We start from the raw sequence: 14,322 nt of genomic DNA on the forward strand, positions 1-14,322 counted from the left end.
CGGGAAACCTAGGTCAATAGGCCAAAGGCCGCTGACAACCGCTTCCCCTAAGGTGTAAATTTACACCAAGCTCTGGTACAAGATTGAACTGAGCAACAGGTACTCACTACAATTCAGACACAATTCGCAAATTCGCCTCGAAAGGAGAATCCCCTTTGGTAATCCCACAAATCAAACCCGTCCTGCTCTGGCCAGACAAAGTCACGATCTGCGAGGTCGGGCTCAGAGACGGACTTCAAAACGAGCCTAAAATCCTCACCGTAGATGAGAAGCTCCAGCTTCTAAACGCTGTGGTCGACTCCGGTGTTAAAATCGTCGAGCTGGGCGCCTTTGTCCACCCCAAAGCGGTCCCACAAATGGCCGGCATCGAGGAGCTGGCTTCCCGCATGACCAAAGTTCCCGGCGTGGAGTACCGCGTCCTGGTGCCCAACTTAAAAGGCCTTGAACGGGCTCATGCTGCCGGGCTGACAAAAGCCAAGCTGACAGTCTCTGTCAGTGAGTCCCACTGCATCAACAACTTCAATCAAACACCGCTGGAAATGATGAAAGGCTTTGAGACTTGCGTTGAGTTCGCGGCTAAAAACAATATTGAAGTCTCAGGGGCCATGTCCTCGGCTTGGGGCTGCGCTTTTGAAGGGAAAATTCCCGTCGAACAGCTCGAAAAGATCACCCGTCAGTATCTCAACCTCGGCATCACCGAGCTCTCCCTCTCCGACGCCACCGGCATGGCCAATCCAAGACTTATCTTCGAGCTGGGCAGCCATATGATCGAAACCTTCCCGGAAGTCCGCTGGGTGCTCCACCTCCACAACACTCGCGGCATGGCCATGGCTAATATTGTCGCCGGCCTACAGGCCGGCTTCAGAACCTTCGATGGCGCATTTGCCGGGCTCGGCGGCTGTCCGTACATCCCAGGTGCCTCCGGCAACATTGCCACAGAGGACGTCATTCACATGATGCACGAAATGGGCATCGACACCGGCGTCGACCTGACAAAGGCCATGGATACCGCGCGCCTGGCGGAAGCTATAGTTGGCCATCCCGGCGCCAGCGCAGTCCTCAGGGGCGGCCGATGCGAGGATTTAACCTCAGAAACAGCGCGAAAGCAGCTCAACAAATGAAAAGTCACTTGACAGACCATCGGCAGATCACTATAATTAATTCAATTAAATATATGTCACCTCTTAATAGAGATGACGCTTATCCAGAGAGACGGAGGGAACTGGCCCTATGAAGTCCGGCAACCTGCCCATTGAGGCGTGGTGCCAAATCCAGCGGTTTAACCGAAAGATGAGGAATGCGTGATTACGTAAGCTCTGCCGTCGGCGGGGCTTTTTTTATGGCCGGATTCTTCAATTGCGAAATAGCAATATAATAGAAAGTCAAATTGAAATTGAAATCGAAATCGAAACACAAACCGAGACGGAGGGACACACCTTGAGCGACAAAAGAGAAAAACGCACCTTTGATGAGATCAATGAAAAAATCAGAAACGGCACAGTTGTCGTCTGCACGGCAGAAGAAATCCTGGAAATGATCGACCGAGACGGCGAAGAAGCGGTCTTCGAGGCCGTAGACGTGGTCACCACCGCGACCTTTGGACCAATGTGCTCCTCCGGCGCTTTCCTGAACTTTGGGCACTCCGATCCTCCAACGCGCCTTGAAAAGCTGACCCTCAACAAGGTCGAGGCCTACGGCGGACTGGCCGCTGTGGATACATACATAGGCGCCACCGCTGAATCCGAGGACCAGGGCTATGAATACGGCGGCGCCCACGTCATCTGTGACCTGATTGACGGCAAAGAAGTCGTCCTCGAAGCCACCAGCAAAGGGACAGACTGCTACCCTGGCAAAAAAGTTAAAGCCGCCGTCAAGCTGGAAGACCTAAATGAAGCCTATCTGTTCAATCCTAGAAACGCTTACCAGAACTACGCCGCTGCCACCAACGGCTCCGGCAAAGCGGTTTACACCTACATGGGCACCTTGCTTCCAAACTACGGCAACGTCACCTACGCGACCTCAGGCGCCCTGAGCCCGCTGCTGAATGATCCGGAGCTCAGGACCATCGGCATGGGGACCAGGATTCTCGTTGGCGGCGCGGTCGGCTACGTGTCCTGGAACGGCACCCAGTGCAACACCGCTCCGACACGAAACGCAAACGGCACCCCAATTGGCACCGGCGCGACGCTGGCGGTCATTGGCGACCTGAAACAAATGGACACCAAGTACATCAGCCCCGCGGTCTTCAAGGCCTACGGCACCTCCCTCAATGTGGGCATTGGCATTCCGATTCCCCTCCTCGACCGGGAGATGCTGCGCTTTTGCGCGGTGCGCAATGAGGACATCGAAACGAACCTCATCGATTATTCCGTGCCGCACCTGTCAAGACCAACAGTAAGAAAAGTCAACTACGCGGAACTCCAAAGCGGACAGATTGAAATCAATGGCAAAATGGTCAAGACCTCCCCGACCACCAGCATGCGCAAGGCCCGTGAAATCGCTGACATCTTAAAGGAAAAAATAAAGAGCGGCAGCTTCGAGCTGCAGGCGCCAGTGAAACTCTTCACCCAAAATCAAGGCGTCAAAAAAATGGCCAACGCGGAGGTGCTGGAGTAATGAAAACGAAAATGTACATGACATTCCCTGCCACGCTCACCAACACGCCGGTGACCTACGAGCTCATCAAGCGCTTTGACCTGAAGCTCAACATCCTGAAGGCCAACATAGATTTCAACCTCATGGGCTCCCTCCTCTACGACATTGAAGGCCCGTCCAAATCCATTTCGGAAGCCATTGAGTATCTCCAGAATCTGGGCCTCAACGTGGACCTGATCCCGTCCGTGATCACCATTGACGAGAACCGCTGCACGGACTGCGGCCTGTGCACCTCCGTCTGCGGCATCAAGGCGCTCACTATTGCCGCGCCGGACTGGAAGCTCAATTTCGATCCGGCCAAATGCGTGGGCTGCAACCACTGCATCCCGGTCTGCCCGTCCCGCGCCATTTCAGGCCTGGTGCCGGAGCCGGTGCTCTAAAAAATGAAAAACCAAGGCCCTGCCGATGGTCACATCACCCAACCTCCCTACGAGCCCCGCTTCTACAGGGACTGGACCAGCGGCCAGCAACAGCATCCCCTCAGGCGCTTCAATGTCACCCAGGGGGAATCTGACCTTGACCTCTATGTGTCGTCAGAGATCAACGGTGTCGAGGACGTGCTGGCAGAGTGCCGAAGCATTCTGGTTTCACAGATTGAGTCAGAGCCTGAGTTTCTGGATAGCCTGGACCCTCTTGAGCCTCGGGCTGAGGATCCGTCTATGATTCGGAAGATGAAACAGGCCGCTTTAGCTGCCGGTGTGGGACCCATGGCCGCCGTCGCCGGCGCTGTGGCCGAGGTCGTTGGTTCTTCTCTGCGCCAGCGGAATGCGGACGTTATCGTAGAAAATGGCGGCGATCTCTACCTGGATCTCTCCACCGCGCGCCGCGTCCTGATTTATGCCGGAGACTCTCCCCTCTCAGGCCGTCTGGCCCTCCACATCAAACCCGAGGAGACCCCACTTGGCATCTGCACCTCCTCCGGCCGCTTTGGACATTCCCTCAGCTTTGGACGAGCTCATGCCGCGGTCATCCTCTCTCAAAACACCGCTTTAGCCGATGCCGTCGCCACCGCCACCGCCAACCGGGTCAACACCCCCGAGGATATTGACACCGCAGTGAAATTCGCCGCGGCCATCCCAGGCGTTAAAGGCGTCTTAGTGATCCTGGACGCGCATTTGGGTATGTGGGGTGAGCTGGATCTTAAGCCGGTGAAGAAGTGAAAAAGGAAAAGAAGCCACTTGAGGTCCTCAAGTGGCTTCTTTTTTTGATGAAGAAACTCGGGGTCGATAGGCCAAAGCCGCTGACACCGAGTTTCTTTCCTTAATCCGCAACCATCGGCAAAAATACTGTCTCTCCAAGGGTCTCGAGCAACACCGTGGGCAGATAAATTTCTTTGACTCGGGCGAAACTCTTTTTCGCTACCTCAGTCCATCTCGCAGCTTCCCCGGTGGGATCCGGAAAATGGAGCACCGCCAGGGACGCAGGTGTCAAGCAGCGCTCCACAAGCTTTCGCGCGGCGGGAATCGCAATGTAGGGGAAGTTGGCTATGACCACATCCAGCGGTGAACCAATTTTCGAAAGGATCCCTTCAAAATTTATGTCCGCCGGCGCACTGTCGCCAAGCTGCGCCACGACCATGGAGGGCGACTTTATGACAAACATCAGGTTCGTCACATCAGCGTAATCCTCGCCGTCATGCAGCGTCCTGAAGATTTGGAGTGTCACGCCATTGCAGGTCAATTCCGTGTGCTCGTAAAGCTCTAGTTCAACCGCTGTCCATCGGTCGCTCCCCGGGACTGTGCTTGAGCCCGACTCAAAGGCCTCCCCGGATAAAGTCGACACAGAGGCGGCCTTCAGCCGCCGAATCACCTCAGGACTGGACACCAGATGCGCCCCTGGCTGTGCCTCCAACAAGGCCAGAATCCCTTCTGCGTGAAAATGATCCCTGTGGTGATGGGTCACAAGCACCACATCCACATGATCATAAGGTGCAGCGTTGGTAAGCAGCGCCACACGCGCAGCCTGCTCGGTGTCCAAATATAGGACATTGCCAGGCGTCGTCAGCGGATCGATCAGGATCTTCTTGCCGTCCAGCTTGAGCATCACACCCGCGTTGGCTATATAAGTCAATGAATTTTCCGTCATACCGCTTCACCACGCTTTTTCTTTCTTTTTGCAATCTGATTTTCCAAAAGTCCGCTGGTCGTGTAGACACCTGCGAAAACCATGAGTCCTCCAATGATTTGAGGCAAAGTGATGGACTCCCCCATCAGTATACTGAACAGGGAAGTAAACACAGGGATCAGGTTCAGGGTGACCCCTGCCGTGGCCGCGCCAATTTGTCGTACGGACAGGTTCCAAAACATAAGAGACCCTACCGATGGAAAGAGGACAATATAAACCACACTCAGTATTCCAGAGGTGTTTAAAGCAATGGGCGCCTTAGTTTGATAGACAACCACCGGCAGCATGACAAGGGTGGACAGAACAGCTGCAGCAGCACTGGCTGTGATGGGCTTAATAGTTTTGAGCCGCTTTCCGACAATGGAATATACCGTCCATACCGCTATGGCAATCAGCATCAGCAAATCGCCGCGGTTAAAGTCAAGACTGACAAGTCTCGCCAGATTCCCTTGGGTTAAAATGACCATAACCCCTGAGAGCGAGAATACAATACCTAGCTTTTGCAGCTTTGAGAGCCTCTCATGAAGCACGACTGCAGACACCGCAACCATTAAGGCTGGATTCAAAGCGCTTACCAAAGACGCATTCACAGGTGTGGTGTATTTAAGGGCAGTATACAGTGCCATGTTATAGCCAATTAGACCGTTGAAGCCCAGGAACAGCAGTATTGGCCAAGATTTGAAGACCTGCTTCCAGTTTGGCTTTTCGATAATTGTCGCAATGATTAACATTAAAATCGAGGCAAAAAGCCATCTCACAAAAGTCAGTTGAAGCGGGGTTACCTGGGTGACCACAGCTTTTCCCAAAGTGTAATTTCCAGCCCAGAAAAAGCTGGCCAGGATCAGCATGATCCAATATTTCAGGTTTTTCAAATTTTAGATCCTCCAAAATTATTCGTTTTGTCAGTTTCTACTTAATCGATCAACACCAGGCCGTAGCCGCAGCAGGCTGTGTCTTCCGGGCTGTTGGGAGATTCGGGACCGAGAGCCACGGGACCATCGGCCACACTTCTTATAGGTATGCCGCTGGCTTTGACAGTAGCCATCACGTCCATGCCGCAGGCTTCCATGGAAGGCCTCGCCTCGAAGGGTCGCGTACAGAGCGCCATGGTGCAGTCGCTACAAAGCAGGCACTTGCCGGCGCCAAAACCTATGGCCTTATGATAGCCCAGCTTGAAGAGCGCCCGCTCCAGATTGAGGGCCAGGTCCGTGGTATCCTCAAGTGTCTGGCTCTGGATCAGCACGGCGTACGAATAGTCTTTAAGGACTTCCCTCGTCTCTTTGTAAGTTGGCGTGTGCGGCGGACAGCATAGGCTCTTACCGTAATGGTCACACCCATAGCGGCATTTCAGCGCAACCCAGGCAGCGGTTTTAACGGCATCCACGCGAATGACCCGGGCATCACGTGCCCCAAGGTTTATGGCCTGTTCTATGATCTTCGCTTTTTCCAAGGTGACAACTTCCTTTCAGTTATGGCTTTGGTTTCCATTATAACATGGAAGGCGGTGTGAAGGACAGGCGTCAATCGACCACCACTTCAGCTATACCCTCATCCAAAACAAAAATCCCCGCCGCGGCGGGGATTTCCTCAATTATTTCGCGTTCTCGTCATAGCTGAACTGCCAGCCTATGCCATATTTATCCACAACGCTGCCGTAGAGCTCACTCCAGAAAGTCTTCTGCAGCGGCATGTCGACGCTGCCCTCATCACTCATCTTCTCAAAATACTTCGTGATGCGTTCTTTGCTGTCGCATTGAAGAATCAGGCTCATGTTGTTTCCGACAGTAAATGGCATCCCCGGGAAGGTATCTGAAAACATGATCAGAGTGCCCTCAATCATTAAATTGGTGTGCATAATGCGGGATTTCGCCTCTTCCGGCATTGGATAGGACGGATCTTCCGGTCCCATGCCAAAAGTCATGTAGACGGGAGGTTCGGTTTCAAATACAGCTGCGTAGTATTCCACTGCTTCCTGACAATTACCGTCAAAGTTAACGTAAACACCAACTGACATTTTAAAGCCTCCTTGGGAGATTTAGGTCAATTTCGCTGTTGCCTGATTCGCCCTACTTAGTTATTTTACCCAAAAGAGAGTCAAAAAACACTATTTATCAGTCACCAATTTGACCAAATGTAAGCGCTTTCTCGATTCGGGACAAGCCTTCGGCAAGTACTGCTCTTGGGCAGGCGAGGTTGAGGCGGATGTAACCATCGGAATTAGAAACAAAGAGATTGCCTCCCTCTAAGAGAACCCCTGCATTGTTGGCGAAAAACAGGCAATAGTCCTCTTCCACAGGGAGATAAGCAGAAATATCCACCCATGCCAAGTAAGTGGCTTCAGAAATTTTGAAAACCGTTTTGGGGAGATGTTCGCTGAGAAAATCACGAGTATATTCAAAATTGCCGTCCAAATAGGTTAAAAGCTGATCCAGCCATTCATGGCCTGACGTGTACGCCGCTTGAGCGGCTACAATGCTTAGCGGGTTCTCAAAGCTGTAATGGCGCTGCTTCCAAATCTTGCGGAGCGCGTCGTTAGGAATGATGATGTTCGAAATCATCAAGCCAGCCATGTTGAAGGTTTTGCTCGGCGCCATGCAGGTAATGATCCGGTCAGAGTCAGGAAACAATTTGGCTAGAGGCGCATGCTTGAACTCCCGGCGCAGCAGGTCACAGTGGATTTCATCTGAAATGATCCATATGTCATTCTCCAGGCAAATCTCACCAAACCGCTTTAGCTCTTCAGGTGTCCACACTCGACCGGTGGGATTATGAGGGTTACAGAAAATGCACAACTTCACTTTTTCGTCTTTGGCAAGGCGCTCAAAGCTGTCAAAATCCATGGTGTATCGACCTTCATCATTGATCAGGTCTGAGGTAACCAGCTCAATCTGGTTGTAATCCGCCGCATGCTTGAAGTAGGCATAGGACGGCGTGAAAATTATAATTTTATCCTCCGGTTCACACAGATATTCCACCAGCTCGTAGAGTGCCGGGATGATGCCGTTTGAAGTCACGAGCGTCGCCGGATCAAAATGCCAGTCGTAACGGCGGACTGTCCAGTTCAAAAATGCCTCGCCATAGGCAGGGTCAAAAATCATGGTATAACCAAAAATTCTTCGCTCAAGGCGCGCCTGCATAGCCTTGATGATTTCCGGCGGCGTCGCGAATTCCATGTCCGCAACCCACATTCTGATGAATTCTTCATCTTTATATGGAAATTTCATTGATGGCGGGGCTTTGAAGATGTAATCCCGGAAACCGTCCGTGTTCAAGGCATTGGTGTTTCTTCGGTCAATGATTTCATCGAAATTATAAGTCATAGCGCGCCTCCTGTCCTTTTTTTATAGTATTACACAGTAACTTCCAAATTTCAAAGATCGACAGCAAATAAAAATCCCCGCCGAAGCGGGGACTTTATAAATATGACTATCATAGATTGGATGAAATTTAGCTCGGGTTCTTTACTATGTTTATGAGTGACTAACAGATATCACGGTACCAGTTTTGCCTTCTATTCCTGCTTTTGCCTTTTCAAGCGATGTAATCATGGCTTTTCTGCCAGGTTTGGATTCAGCAAATGAAATTGCTGCTTCTACTTTAGGGAGCATTGAACCTGGTGCAAAATGTTCTTCTTTGATATATTGTTGCGCTTCCGTCACCGAAATTTCACTGAGCCAGGTTTCGTTTGGCTTGCCGTAATGGATTGCAACCTGATCAACGCCAGTCAACATGATTAAATAATCTGCATCAAGAATTTCAGCGAGTTTCGCACTCGCAAAATCCTTGTCAATAACTGCTGCAACGCCCAGCAACCTAAAGTTATCCTCGATAACTGGGATTCCCCCGCCACCAACAGCAATGACTAAATGACCACGCTCAACCAGCACCCGAATACTTTCCTTTTCAACAATATCAACCGGCTTTGGAGAAGGTACAATCCGCCTCCACCCGCGTCCAGCATCTTCTACTAATGTCCATTTCTTTTCTAATTCAAGTTGTCTTGCTTTCTCTTCAGAATAAAAAAGACCAATAGGTTTAGAAGGCGCTGAAAATGCCGAGTCATCTGATGAAACTATGACCTGTGTTGCAATAGCCGCCACAGGAATGTTAATATTTCTTTTCTTCATTTCCTCGTATAATGCATTTTGCAGATGATACCCAATATAGCCTTGACTCATCGCCCCACATTCAGGAAGTGGCATTTCAGGCATCCCGCTCTTCGACTCCGAAGCAATTTGCATTGCCAAATTGATCATCCCAACCTGAGGTCCGTTGCCATGAGCCAGAACGACCTCATGTCCTGCCTCAATAAGATCCACAATAGGCCTTGATGTCGCTCTGACTAATTCCAATTGTTCCTGTGGCGTATTTCCAAGCGCATTACCACCGAGCGCTACAACAATTCTCATTTTTTCACTCCTTAGCAAATAATACGTATTTACTTAAAATAAGTAGTCAATTTACGCTTCTTTCTGAAAGACGGCTTGTCACCATCCTTTTTCAGACCTGTCTTCTCTTGGATCGCGACATAATTGGGACCGAGAGCATTCCACCAAACAGCAGCAGCAAACCCAATCCTCCCATTTCTAAGCTATTCGCTTCTCTGCTGAATAAAAGCAAAGGCAGGCTGCCGATGGTGAGTATACCGGAAATGGTCTGTTTGCCCACGTCTGTTTGAAAATAGCTGTGTTGCTTCATTTTTATCTATCCTCCATTAAGGATCGTCATGATCATAACAAAAGCGCCGACAAACGTTGCAGATAATATAGCCCAAACAATAATTTTCTTTAGCACTAATCCTTCCTGACCCAGAACGCCTACGGTTGTTGTTCCAAGAATAATTTTGCTTGGCGCAATGGTACTTCCTATGGCTCCACCTGCAGTCTGAGCGCCTAAAATCAACGACATGTCCAGATTCAATAGTTTAGCAGTCATTTGCTGAAATTCACCAAACAGGATATTGGAAGACATATTGCTGCTTGTCATAAACGCACCAAGCATTCCCACGCCTGGCGACAGTGCCGCATAATATTTACCTAACACCATAGCAGTCCCGCTGGCTAATACAGTCGTTTGACCAGTGCCGCCCATTATCTTAGACATTATTATCAATGCAACGACCGCTATTGTTGAAGGTACAGTTTTTTCGACACTCTTACGCAAAATGCCAATAATTTTACCAGGCTGAATATAATTTTTTGACCTAAAATACAAATATCCCAATGTGGAGGAGATCAGTAAAAGCGTTCCTGCATGAGTCAGCGGACTAAAGGGTGAATATTTGATATAACCCTTATTTATGACGCCATAGACCGTTTGAGTCTCAGGAAATGAGAATCCTAGCTGCCAAGAGTTTAAAAACTGGGTGACCGGCGGAATCATCAAAAAGATCATAGTTGCAAGGGTCAAAACTAAGTATGGAACAAATGCTTCAGCCATCTTCATTTGACTTTCAACTTCTTCATGACCATGTTTGGCAGAACGGTCCATTATCAAACTGTCTTCCAGTCTCCAAGGCGTATTGTAAAATGGCAGCTTTCCTATAAAATAAATTGCTGCTAATGCCATCAATGTACTTATAAAACACGACACATTTGGATCAAATATACTGAAGATCATTTGACCACCACCCTGTATAAGGCTGATCAACAGAATAGCGGGCATTCCCTTTCGAATAGCTGCCATTTTCCCGTAAAAATAGCAGAATGCAATCCCAGTAAAGACATCAATTATCAGAAGGAATCCAGAAGCCCACAATGCTGTCGGAATGAAGTAAGCGGTATCCCCAATTCCCGTTGACAGTACCAATGCTTGCCAGGCAATTCCAAGGGTTCCAAACGTATTAGCCCAAGCTTGTCCCAACAAAGCAAGTACAACAGCCCAAACCGGAAAAACTCCAATCCCTGCCAGAAGCGGCGCAGCTACGGCAACTGGGACACCGAAACCAGTTATGCCCTGAAGAAAGCTGGTGAACACCCATCCCAATGTCATGATCTGGAGCAGTTCATTAGGCGTGAACTTTTGCATGCCCCTCTTAAAAACTTCAAAAGCCCCCGCAGCGTATGTTACCTCATACAGGAGAATTGCGGGCCAAATTACAAAAAGTACAATAATCGCATTCCATATGCCTTTTGCACTTTCGAGTGCAAGTAAATTAAAATCTGCACCATAAAAAATAAATGCAACGACTGATGCTGTAACGACGCCTATTGGAGCAGCATCTGCAGCACCCCAATTGAATCTAAGCATCAATATAAGAAGTATAAAGACTGGCGATAATGCCAGAAGCCACATCCATAACGTGACAGGTAAATCCATAATCCCGCCTCCAATGATTAAAGCAGCAGCCCAGTTGATCAAGGCTGCCGCCCCTCAGACCAAACCTTAAATATTGTAGACTTCAGAATATCTCAGCACGGCCTTGATAAAGCATTCCAGCGGTGCCTCGACAATGCCGGCGCCAATCTGTCCTATTCCTGGTTCTTTGTGGGCCATACCGGTATTAATAACTGGCAGAATACCCGTTTCGACAACTTTCCTAATATCAATGCCCGTTGGAGCACCTTCAAAGTTCATGGTTGGCATCAGCAGTGATGGGCTTTGGCCTACCGTTATTTCCATCATGTCTCGAGAATAATTGAGTGCAGCTTCGACACTTGCAGCGCCAACAAATCTGACGACCGCCGGTGCGGCACCCATTGTAAAGCCGCCAAGTCCAATAGTTTCAACAATTGTGCTGTCTCCCATATCCGGGTTGGCATCCGACTCTGAATAACCAGGAAAATAAAGTCCCTTAGGCATATTAACAGGCGCCTCAAACCATTCATCTCCAAGTCCGCTGACTTTTATGCCGAAATTGGTCCCATTTCTACTCATCGCCGTTACTACAGTAGATCCCTCAATATTTTTAACCGGATCCATCATCGCTTTGCCTGCTGCCATACAGAGATTGAGGAAAAATTGCTTATTGTCTGTAATAAAGGATGTAATTCTAAAACGTTCTTCGACATCTTCAACGACTCTGGAGATAGCAGGAAGAACAGTTTTCCCAAACAATAGGGATGCGGCGATGTTGCGTTGATGCATTTCATCACCCATGGCAAGCGCTTCTGACATAAGTACACGTATATTAAGCGGGCCAGTGTGTGTTAATGCTTTTTTGAGAGCCGGTGCCAATGAAGTTTCCATAAATCTAAGCCGTTCAAGGACTTCCTCATTATTGGCGCCAAATCTCATGACTTTTCCCAAGCCTTCATTAAATGTCGAATATGCGTAATTTCCAAAAGTCTCATTTTTAACTTCATAGAGCGGCATTGAGTAACTGATCATTCCTGTCATTGGTCCAACAGCACCCATGCTATGATTTGAGACAAACTCGACACCGCCTTCTTCGACCAGCTTGACGGCCTCTTCGTCATTCTCTGCTAAGCCTTCGTATTTGATGACCCCAACAATTGCGCCCTTCATAGGTCCACACATATCTTCCCAGTCAATAGGAGGTCCAGAGTGACCAATGATATTTTTACGCATACCGGGCAACACTTCATGGGCAAACTTAATATCCACAAGGACTGGCATACCTTCATTTATTCGTTTTAATGCTTCTTCGTTCGCTGCTTGAATATTTGGATTCATTATTTTAGCCTCCTATTTCATTTTATCGAGAATGGCGAGCAATTTATCGTTGCCACCAGCTGGCGGCTTCCATTCAACATGTGCCGCGGTGACGCCCTGCTCTTTAAGTGAATGATAAAAAGTCTCAAGGCCTATATTAATAACTTTCATAGGCTTACCAAAGACATCAGATTTTTTCGACATTACAGCCCTCCAGTAAAAATTTAATTATCTCTTCAAACCAACATCAATGCCAATCGAGAAGCTTCAGCATTAGAGTTCATGACTATGACACCTAAGTCCTCCAATTTTGCCTTCTGTGTTTCCAGACCTTGGGAGTCCCCATCTGTCCCACAAATTGTCGCAATAAAAGTAATAGGTCGTTCTTTTAGTTTTGCTTTCCTGATAGCGGGCAACAGCGCGCCTGCAGGATCTTCATGTGAACCATAACCCAACAATATGTCAAACGAAATGACAGCAACTTCAGGGTCATCGATTTCACTTTCCATTCGTTGAAGGCGTAACCTTGGATCAATCATTGGATGCGGTCTTCCATCAGTAAAGTAATCATCACCCATGTCCAAGAAAGTGTGTCCATAACTTTTTTCGACGTTTATGAGAAAGGTCGTCCCATCCATTTTGATATTGGTGTTTATTGTACCCAGCATGTCCTTGCCTAAGAGCATCGCTTCATAAGTTAATGTCCCGCCTGAATAGAGGCCGCGAATATATTTTTGTTGATTGTCATATTTTAGCTTTTCCTGTGTAGCGATGTCCTCGAGTTTCTGTTTGCGATCCTGATCCCATTCTGATCTTGGAATTTCACCGCGGGCAACTTGAACCGCCATAACACCTGCATCTTCCAATGTTTTGGCATATACAACGTTGGACTCTTCCAAGAGTTGTGGATCCCCACCTAGAAAGCACCCAATAATGGGTTTCGAGATCATTGATGCTTTTAATAGAATTTTTTTCATAACCTCGACACCCGGAGGCTTGGTAACTATCACGATGACGTCAGTATCCTGATCCTCGCTCAATGCTTCAAGTCCTACCAGCATCATTCTTCCGCCTACCTCTGGCTTTAAGTCTCTTCCACCAGTTCCTATGGCATGAGAAATCCCAAAACCCGCTTTATGAACAATGACACTGACTTCCTGCAAACCGGTTCCAGACGCTGCAACAATTCCGATGTTTCCTCGATTGACTTTATTGGCAAATCCAAGAGAAACCCCATTGATAATGGCTGTGCCACAGTCTGGCCCCATCATCAGCAGTCCCTTGCCAATAGCTTTATCTTTGAGCCTGATTTCGTCCTCAACTGAAATATTATCACTGAAAAGCAGGACATTCAGGTCATGATCCAGAGCCTTGTCAACTTCCCTTGCTGCATAGCGACCAGGTAATGAAACAACAGCAAAATTGGCACCTTGAAGTCTTCTGGATGCACCTTCTAAAGTTTTCGACTTAATATCGCCTGCCGCAGATTGGTTGTTTTTCTCTTCCAAAGCTTCTTCGACGGCCTTTTGAACTGCTGCCGCAGCCTCATCGTTCGCTGCAACGACGCCAATAATCATATCGTTTGGAGTCGCGTTCATGTGTTCTTCAAGCAGCAACCCTGAGTCCGACATCAACTGCTTGTTATACTCTGAACCCATCATTACAGCAGCATTCTCTACACCATCAATGGCAGACAATTTGCTGGAAATCATCATAAGTGTAACAGAGTCATAATATGTATTGCTTCTAATAAAATTCTTAGTAATCATAGGTACCTCCTCTTGCAGTTTATCCCAATCATTATTAAATATGACATATCAAAGAATTCTTTGTATGAAAAAGGCACTCCGTTGTCTGCCGCGGTAGTTGCTGGCTGTCGCAGAAGTGCCTTCATAACTTCAAATCTGGGTCTTCATAACTATAATGCCT

Annotated in this window: 15 protein-coding genes and 1 riboswitch; of the genes, 4 read left to right on the forward strand and 11 right to left on the reverse strand. The window is 48.5% G+C overall.

What is annotated here, in order from left to right; genetic code table 11:
• The first annotated feature begins 155 nt into the window (after nt 1-155).
• The 4 genes from OEL90_RS01870 to OEL90_RS01885 all read left to right on the forward strand — a co-directional run bounded on the left by OEL90_RS01870 (nt 156) and on the right by OEL90_RS01885 (nt 3,815).
• Nucleotides 156-1,121 (forward strand): hydroxymethylglutaryl-CoA lyase, encoded by a 966-nt coding sequence (locus OEL90_RS01870; protein WP_291402204.1) that lies wholly within the window; start codon nt 156-158, stop codon nt 1,119-1,121.
• Between the two features lie 76 nt (nt 1,122-1,197).
• Nucleotides 1,198-1,297, forward strand: a riboswitch (SAM riboswitch).
• Between the two features lie 140 nt (nt 1,298-1,437).
• Entirely contained in the window at nt 1,438-2,616 is a 1,179-nt protein-coding gene (locus OEL90_RS01875; RefSeq protein ID WP_300686868.1) for a homocysteine biosynthesis protein, read from the forward strand.
• The gene (locus tag OEL90_RS01880; RefSeq protein WP_291402200.1) at nt 2,616-3,035 is read left to right on the forward strand and encodes an NIL domain-containing protein; all 420 of its coding nucleotides are present in this window, start codon (nt 2,616-2,618) and stop codon (nt 3,033-3,035) included. Before OEL90_RS01875 ends, OEL90_RS01880 begins: the two co-directional genes overlap by 1 nt.
• A 3-nt stretch (nt 3,036-3,038) precedes the next feature.
• Entirely contained in the window at nt 3,039-3,815 is a 777-nt protein-coding gene (locus tag OEL90_RS01885) for a UPF0280 family protein (protein WP_300686870.1), read from the forward strand.
• A 100-nt stretch (nt 3,816-3,915) separates the two neighbouring features.
• Here the strand turns inward: OEL90_RS01885 and OEL90_RS01890 are convergent, their stop codons facing one another.
• The 11 genes from OEL90_RS01890 to fdrA all read right to left on the reverse strand — a co-directional run bounded on the left by OEL90_RS01890 (nt 3,916) and on the right by fdrA (nt 14,162).
• Nucleotides 3,916-4,740 carry an MBL fold metallo-hydrolase gene (locus OEL90_RS01890; RefSeq protein WP_291402196.1) on the reverse strand — a complete coding sequence of 275 codons (825 nt, stop codon included), beginning with the start codon at nt 4,738-4,740 and terminating at the stop codon, nt 3,916-3,918.
• The gene (locus OEL90_RS01895) at nt 4,737-5,651 is read right to left on the reverse strand and encodes a DMT family transporter (RefSeq protein WP_300686873.1); all 915 of its coding nucleotides are present in this window, start codon (nt 5,649-5,651) and stop codon (nt 4,737-4,739) included. The genes OEL90_RS01890 and OEL90_RS01895 overlap by 4 nt, the downstream gene beginning before the upstream one ends.
• Nucleotides 5,652-5,692: 41 nt before the next feature.
• Nucleotides 5,693-6,229 carry a DUF2284 domain-containing protein gene (locus OEL90_RS01900; RefSeq protein WP_300686875.1) on the reverse strand — a complete coding sequence of 179 codons (537 nt, stop codon included), beginning with the start codon at nt 6,227-6,229 and terminating at the stop codon, nt 5,693-5,695.
• Between the two features lie 141 nt (nt 6,230-6,370).
• On the reverse strand, nt 6,371-6,793 hold the full coding sequence (locus OEL90_RS01905) for a VOC family protein (protein WP_291402190.1): 423 nt from the start codon (nt 6,791-6,793) through the stop codon (nt 6,371-6,373).
• Nucleotides 6,794-6,890: 97 nt separating this feature from the next.
• Entirely contained in the window at nt 6,891-8,099 is a 1,209-nt protein-coding gene (locus OEL90_RS01910; RefSeq protein WP_300686877.1) for a MalY/PatB family protein, read from the reverse strand.
• A 150-nt stretch (nt 8,100-8,249) separates the two neighbouring features.
• Complete coding sequence (gene arcC, locus OEL90_RS01915; protein WP_291402187.1) at nt 8,250-9,188, reverse strand: carbamate kinase; 939 nt, start codon at nt 9,186-9,188, stop codon at nt 8,250-8,252.
• A gap of 91 nt (nt 9,189-9,279) precedes the next feature.
• Complete coding sequence (locus OEL90_RS01920; RefSeq protein ID WP_291402186.1) at nt 9,280-9,477, reverse strand: hypothetical protein; 198 nt, start codon at nt 9,475-9,477, stop codon at nt 9,280-9,282.
• A gap of 6 nt (nt 9,478-9,483) precedes the next feature.
• Nucleotides 9,484-11,097: an L-lactate permease gene (locus OEL90_RS01925; RefSeq protein WP_300686881.1), complete on the reverse strand. Its 1,614-nt coding sequence runs from the start codon at nt 11,095-11,097 to the stop codon at nt 9,484-9,486.
• A gap of 66 nt (nt 11,098-11,163) precedes the next feature.
• Nucleotides 11,164-12,414 carry a DUF1116 domain-containing protein gene (locus tag OEL90_RS01930; RefSeq protein WP_291402182.1) on the reverse strand — a complete coding sequence of 417 codons (1,251 nt, stop codon included), beginning with the start codon at nt 12,412-12,414 and terminating at the stop codon, nt 11,164-11,166.
• A gap of 12 nt (nt 12,415-12,426) precedes the next feature.
• The gene (locus OEL90_RS01935; RefSeq protein ID WP_291402181.1) at nt 12,427-12,597 is read right to left on the reverse strand and encodes a fdrA domain protein; all 171 of its coding nucleotides are present in this window, start codon (nt 12,595-12,597) and stop codon (nt 12,427-12,429) included.
• 32 nt (nt 12,598-12,629) lie between these two features.
• Complete coding sequence (gene fdrA / locus OEL90_RS01940; RefSeq protein WP_291402179.1) at nt 12,630-14,162, reverse strand: acyl-CoA synthetase FdrA; 1,533 nt, start codon at nt 14,160-14,162, stop codon at nt 12,630-12,632.
• Between the last annotated feature and the right edge of the window lie 160 nt (nt 14,163-14,322).

This window comes from Acidaminobacter sp., assembly GCF_030247605.1.
GTDB lineage: Bacteria > Bacillota > Clostridia > Peptostreptococcales > Acidaminobacteraceae > Acidaminobacter.